Source organism: Bacteroides sp. RTP31139st1_H2_RTP31139_211217 (genome assembly GCF_040227615.1).
Taxonomy (GTDB): Bacteria; Bacteroidota; Bacteroidia; order Bacteroidales; family Bacteroidaceae; genus Bacteroides; species Bacteroides uniformis.
The window spans coordinates 47190-54319 of the sequence record NZ_JBCNZM010000014.1 but is presented as its reverse complement, the minus strand read 5'-3'; the positions used below and the strand labels follow the sequence as shown (position 1 = coordinate 54319).

Annotated in this window: 7 protein-coding genes; all 7 read right to left on the bottom strand. The window is 35.3% G+C overall.

From position 1 onward, the window contains the following. Positions 1-60: 60 nt before the first annotated feature. Complete coding sequence (locus ABUA47_RS03710) at positions 61-1299, bottom strand: TIGR04150 pseudo-rSAM protein (protein WP_035450035.1); 1239 nt, start codon at positions 1297-1299, stop codon at positions 61-63. Positions 1300-1319: 20 nt separating this feature from the next. After that, the gene (locus tag ABUA47_RS03705) at positions 1320-2771 is read right to left on the bottom strand and encodes a radical SAM peptide maturase (protein WP_009037126.1); all 1452 of its coding nucleotides are present in this window, start codon (positions 2769-2771) and stop codon (positions 1320-1322) included. Positions 2772-2774: 3 nt separating this feature from the next. Then, positions 2775-4091, bottom strand: a complete 1317-nt coding sequence (locus ABUA47_RS03700; RefSeq protein WP_009037127.1) for a 6-bladed beta-propeller — start codon at positions 4089-4091, stop codon at positions 2775-2777. A 190-nt stretch (positions 4092-4281) separates the two neighbouring features. Beyond that, positions 4282-4491: a TIGR04149 family rSAM-modified RiPP gene (locus ABUA47_RS03695; RefSeq protein WP_005835287.1), complete on the bottom strand. Its 210-nt coding sequence runs from the start codon at positions 4489-4491 to the stop codon at positions 4282-4284. Between the two features lie 56 nt (positions 4492-4547). Continuing rightward, on the bottom strand, positions 4548-5561 hold the full coding sequence (locus tag ABUA47_RS03690; RefSeq protein WP_034528836.1) for a hypothetical protein: 1014 nt from the start codon (positions 5559-5561) through the stop codon (positions 4548-4550). 1 nt (position 5562) lies between these two features. Beyond that, positions 5563-6642: a glycosyltransferase gene (locus ABUA47_RS03685; RefSeq protein WP_035450037.1), complete on the bottom strand. Its 1080-nt coding sequence runs from the start codon at positions 6640-6642 to the stop codon at positions 5563-5565. Between the two features lie 18 nt (positions 6643-6660). Then, entirely contained in the window at positions 6661-7098 is a 438-nt protein-coding gene (locus ABUA47_RS03680; RefSeq protein ID WP_005823851.1) for a DUF3244 domain-containing protein, read from the bottom strand. Between the last annotated feature and the right edge of the window lie 32 nt (positions 7099-7130).

Genomic DNA, 7130 nt, shown 5'->3' with positions numbered 1-7130 from the left:
TAAATGATTCAAGTGAATCGAATTTATTTAATTTTTAACCGACTAGTGACCAAAAAATTTTTAGTGGACACTAGTGATATTACATAAATTGTTTTTTCCTATCACCAGCTCATAATTAGAGATAGAGGGACATAAATCCCTATTAACACATTGGTTACAAGGTTTTTCATTGCCTCTAATTCTAAGCCAAGCATTTCCTTCTGTTATTTCTTTATAGAGAAGTTCCTTTAAAGATGAATCTTGTATATTTCCTAATACACTGCAATTCACATTGGCATAGACTTCTCCCGAAGGATAAATTGTTAACTTACCGAAAAAATTATCATTCAAAGTCCGATGCCTAAATATCGTTTTTCTATCAATAGGGGCAGCCAATATATCTTGCATTTCCAAGTAGACATACTCTCTAAAGAAATCTTTATTTTCCGCTGTATAAAAAGGTTTTATTTGAACTACCGTTTCTGCAGGTATCTCCATTTTTTCTATACGTTCCATATCAGATTCATTGGATACTATCAAATTCCACTTCACTCTATCGTACGGGAACTTCTGCATATCTTCAGTCAGCTGATTACCAAAACCTTCAGCATGGACTAAAACTTCTAAAACACATTTGGTCTGTTGCACCAATTCTTCATATTCACTACACAAGAATGTATTATCCAAATACAAATGCACATCTACCTTTGATTTTTCCATGTCAGGAAGCAATTGCCTAACATAGCTATTTTTATTCGGATTTCCTCCTGCAAATATATTAATCCGTTTAATGCCATTCATCAAGAATTGGCGTATTAATCGACGATAATCGTCTGTTTTCAGTCCATCACCGGAGTGAACAGTACAGTGATTTATTTGATGGAAGTAAGAAGTACAAGCCGGACACTCCAACTCACACGTTGCCGGTAAATACAGATTTACTTCATTAAGGTTTTCCATAACACGATTTCCCAAAGAGGCTTTTTTTTCCTCATCTTTGACACGTATATCTGAATTCAAGAACAAAGTTGGCTGAAAGATATAAGGCTTAGGAAATTTCCCGTCATATTCTATACAATCACCCGAAAACAATTCTCTTACAGCCTCAACAAAATGTCTTACAACTTCGTTTTCCATCATTTCCTTATCCAACAAAACACTATACCCATTCGTCGGATTTTGCCACTGTTCAATAATCAACTGTACAATCGGATAATCAGGACAAATCAAATAAGTTGCATTCAGAGTATTATAAACTACTGTTTTGTCATTACTACGCAACAAAAACGCATAAGGCTCCAAATAAAATAAATAATTCATTGCATTTACTCCTTTTTCAATTAATCGACTACAATAGAAGATAACAACTCCTCATAATGATTCGGATAATTCTCAGCATACGTTAAAAAAATCCCAAACTCCTCTTTCAACTTAGCATCCGTTTGTATGCCGGGACATATCAATTGCCCATTCTTTTCCTTCAACAAAAACAAGCACTGACCGCAGCTCCTTTTTAAATAACAGTGTCGACAGCTTTTTACTACCTTTTCGTACATCGAACTATAATATTTAGCTACAGCTGCACAGTCCAAATTCAGTTTTCCATCCTTCAGATATCCAATAGCATGTTCTTGTCCAATCTTTTCGCATGGAAGAATTTTTCCACGAACTGTCAAAAATAATTTGCGTTCAAAAGGGCGACAAGTGCCTGTGGGAATGTATCGGTCTTCCCACCCCGTATCAAACAAATCCAAATAAGTAGCATAACGATTACCACCATATCGCATCAACATCGAATGATAGCTCACGGAACGGCTGCCATCCTTAATGAAAGTATACTTCAAATCCTCGTGTTGCACTGCTTCATCAAAGCTCCTCACTCTATCATTAAACATTTTAGAAAACTCTTCAACACGTTCCGGAATAAGCCCAGTAGTATTTAGCTGCGCCATACGAGGATTCTTCCCAAACAGTTCTTTGATGGAATAATAACATTCTGCAACAGAATTCAAGTTATGCAATACAGAGTTGAAATTTACTTTCTTTTCAAAATAATCCGGATAGGTTTCTTGCAGTTTCTTTACGTTTCTGACTACACGTGAGAAAGACGAATTTCCATGCTTATCTACCCGATAAGCAGATTGCACCTCATTCCCGTCCAAACTAATCAGAATACTAAAATTCTTTTCCACCAAATAGTCCATATACCGGTCCAGTAGCATAGCATTCGTGGTTGTATTGTAATTAAAAATCAAAGAAGGCAAATTCAAACTCTCAATATAGGCAATTGTTTCCTTCACCAGTTTCATATTCAGCAGAGGTTCTCCGCCATAAAATCCAATTGTAATCTCATTTTTATGAGAAACATTATAATCAGAACACCATAGTTTAGTCAAATAATCTACCAATAGTTTTACGTTTTCAAAAGCCTGGTCACCTGTTTCTCGCCGGTCATAATTAGAATAAAATTCACCATAACCACAATACTTACATTCCAAATTACACCTATCAGTTACTTCAATCAATAATTGCCGCAACCCTGCAAGGTTTCGTTTTACCAATTCTTCACTATAATCTGTTTGAAATGTTACCCCTCTCTTTTCAAAAAAACAATGTTCTTTCAGAAATTTCAGTTTACGTTCGTAATAATTTGTTCTATCAACAAGTGATGCATCCATATGTTCCATTACAGTTGCCATTTCTTCCGGCACATAAAGAAAATAGCACAAAGCATCCGAATATACATATTGATGCTGATTCCCAGTAGTTATCAAAAAAGACTTATCCATCATTTACTATTTTAATGTAGCAATTACCAATATCGGATTACTCTCTTCCTCTACATTCTCCAAAGTATGGATGAATTTTGCTTTTAGAGATTCATCCTTTACGTCAGAAGTTCTCATCTCGTCTATATCTATCCAGTTGTCTTCACTGTTCGGAATAAGTACATCTATCCAATACTTTCCTTGTGAACGATAATCTACATGGAACGACCCTCCACACAAATCATTATCCAAGATAAAGTACTTAGCACCTTCCAGCCTACGAAGGGTGTGATTACCCAGCATTCGTTCCGTAATCTCGGATTTTCGCTCTTTTACTTTCACTTTTCCAGTCTGTTTGCCATAACAATAAGTATAAATGGTTTCCCCCTTACTGCACAACAGATAGATATTATCCTTACTCGGATAATAAGAATATATGGAAAAATAATCGAAAGCGCTTCTTTCCCTAAACCAAACATGAGTCGCCCCATAATCACCTTTTTCTTCATGGGTTGAAATGATATATTGAGGTACCAACTCATTCGCAGGGCTGTCATAACGATAAATCGTATCGGTATCCGGATATTTCAAGGTCAACTGATTGCCATAGGTATCTATACTGGTAAAAGGTTCTAACCAATAGTTAACAAACTGCTGGAAATTAATTCCGTTCTTCATAATTTCCTCTTCACGCCCGATATGTGCCGGATTTTTGAATATCTTTTTTTTCTGGTAAGTACTATCAACCCATGCAAAAGACCATACCGAATCTTTTGGTGTCGGTTTATTGATAAATGCCAGATTTTGAGCTATAAAGAACTTGTTATCATACAATGCAAATTGGAAATACATTGTCATAAATACATCATCCGGAGATGTTTTTGCAGCTGTCCGCTTATAATTGCCTTCATAATCATAGACTTTAACTCCAACTATTGTCGTCTGGATATATACTTCTTTGGTGTTCTCGTCCACGAAGAAATCAGCCATTCTGATATATTCTTCCGGTCCTTGTCCAACTTTGCCTACCTTATTCAAGAACTTTCCGGAACGTGAAAATCGGAGGACATGATTGTCTTTATAATGTTTCACCCAGATGTCAGAATCAGTCACCTTCATTTTAGTAATTTCTCCTATTAGAGATTCGTCCGTCACCTCCAACGAAACAATCTCCACTTTCGCAGCAGCTTCGCTCAATGGTAGTAAAGCAACCTTAGACACATTGTCTGATGATAGATTAATAACTGGAGTACCCTCTTCATCTTGCAAAGTATTCTCCTTTTTATTGCCACTACATCCTAATAAGAATGAAGCAATAGCTATCAGTAAAAAACAATTTTTCATAAATACAATCATCAATATACCTCATTCTGAAAGTAGTAGAAAACACACATATCATGCACTTCCACTACTTCCAAAATAACGGTACAAATTACTTACTTCACAATTCAAACAGTTGCAAAATACAATTTTTATTCTCCTATAAACAAGGCAAGAATAAAAAACATCAAACTTGTATTATTTACTACTATTCCTACATGCTATGTGATCCATGAGTACCGCCAGTCCACGATGGAGAGTACAGACTACCTGCAACATTTGCATTAAAGTTGTCAACCGGTCCAGACGGTCCAGCGCAAGCACACAAACAACAGTTTTCTCCTCCCAAAAGGCGATTCAACTCCTTTTCACTGAGTTCAGCTTTATTAAGCTGATCCAATTTAATCTTACCTAACTTTTTCATTGTCATCAAAATTTTAATTAAACATTCAATTTATGTATAGCATAAAACTATCTCTATTATTTATCCACAAATATTATTTCACGATATTTCCAACGCAAAGTATTCTTTGGGAAATTACAATGTAACAAAAACTCCATTTCAGGTAAAGCATATAACTTAGCTAATACATTTTTTACCGACTCACATATACAAACTTTCTCCACACACAGTAACCATTCACCTAAATCTCGCCAAACATCAACTGGAAATAAAAACAATGGTTCAACATACCTCACTCTATACTCAAACTGACAGAAAAACCGTTCAACACCTAATACTATTTGCTCCAACATCCAAGAAGTCCGAGAGCGAAACAAAGAATTCTCGTCATAGAAACGAAATAGAAAATAATCTCCTACCCACAATAAGAACTGAAATGTACCCATATAAGGCACTTTCATCTCTTGCCACAAAGCTATCAAGAATTCATCCACATCTGTAAGTTGTTCATCCACATCCATCTCTATCAAAGACTTTTGAGCTAAACATTCTATCAAACATCCCCATTTGGCAAGCCTAATCCCATTTTGTTCTGTAAACACTTTTTGTTGTATTTGCTCCAGCAAATTAAAGTTCTCTCCCTCCATTTGCTTTTTGCCTCCCACATAAGTATCACTCAAAAATCCGGAAAGGCAAAGTGTAAATTGTTTATCCAGCAATAAATCTAAATCCGGATATTGTATCTTATACTGATTCCAGACCAAAGAATTGTTAGGATAAAAGCACCACAAATCTTCTCCGAAAGGGAACTGTTTAGGATGGACTGACGGATTTTGATTCAAGAAAAGTAAAAAATGAGTATCGACCCTTTCCTGTATTTCAACCATATTCTCAATATCAAACGAAAAAGTGACTTTGATATGTTCTCCTTGTTGTTCAGAGAAATAAGCCACAAAATAATGAAACAAACTTTGGAACTCACGATAGAATGAGACAACCTCAGTCAAGAGGCTTCCCCACGCTTTTCGAGAATAAAAAACAGAAAAACAACACCACGCTTTTCCTCCCATCAACGTATAATTCTGTTTCATATTATGCCAAGAGTATTTTATTAGTATAATCAAAATTCCGATATACAATCCCTTGTCCGAACCCATTCGGATTTACCGTTTTACAATCATTATCCATTTTTTTCATCTTCAGATAGTTTATAGCCTCTGTTACACCCATGACAATTACCACTATCAGATTCGCATCTTTAACTTTATAATATTGATGATTAAAATCATACAAACAATTAGATTTGTTTCTAAGTATCATTTCCTCATCTTTAAAATTCAGTCGAATTCCGTTCTCCATCTCATCCCATATTCCTTCTTTCCATTCTCCTTTTATCACAAGTCGATATTTATCCCCTATACATTGTTTTAGCATGTCTGATTCATCCGGATGATTATAATTCATTGCAATATTGTTCTGTATCACTCCTATGCCAAAACGTTGTCCTTTATACAACATCAATACTCTCGTAGAGTAGGGATTTATATAATCCAGATAGACACTCTGCAACTTCTTCAACAAAAACTCTTGTGCTATCCGCTCTTCATCTGCATGCATCAAAACATTATAAAATTCCTTCTGATTAAAAATTTCCTGCACAAGCCCTCTACACAACAAACGATTGAAAAATTCAACATCTTCCAAACCATATCCTACAAACACTTCATTGTATCCTCTCGCCTCAACGAACTCCTTTCTTTCCAAGCAGCCCCTTCCGAAAACATCACGATAACAAAGATTACTCGTATAAAATAGACGCTCTTTATTGTTAAATTCTTTTAACATAAACTCTGCAAACCCTCTACCTAAGTAATTATCTGCATCCAAATTGCATACTACTTCTCCTTCTGCCAATCTGAAAACCATATTCCTGCTATGGCTGCGTCGATAATAAGCTGGTTCAGTAGTCCTATAATAGACAAGAATACCCATCTCAATATATTTCATCATAGATTGAGCAATCCATTCTTCTAATCCATCTTGCGAATTATAATCCAGCACAACAAACTCGACCTCATCTACTAAGAAATTATCAAGAATATTCTTCTCCAAAGTTTCTTGTAAATGTTTAAGCCGATTCATACAAGTGATGCAAAATGAGATTTGTTTCATAGTGCTATATAGCCATTATTAATGAATAGTAAATCTACCGAATGCATAAGCTCCATCCAAACCTTTTATCTCAAGTAAAAAATCACCAACTAAGCCTTTCTGTAATTGTACTTTTCTCAATATTGGAGAGTCAATATTCTCAGTAGAAGAGTAAACAACATCCCCATTCTGAGAAATTACAATTTCAATCTCACCTATAGATTGATAGAACTCCAAGTCAATGGAGTGGTCATCATTCAAAAATGCTAAAAAAGGAGTCACTGGAGGAATAGAACGGTGACCATTCCCCGGACCATCCGGTAAATCAAAATCCTCATCCATGATGATTTCTACTCTTGAAGGAAAAGTTACTGACTTTCCATTCACTACATTTACCACAAAGAAGCAGTATAAACTTAACAAAATAAAAAATGATTTCATAGTATCTTTAGTTTTGAATGTAACAAAGATAGCCATTTAATCACTTCTTAGGGAAAGTACAAGTGGAC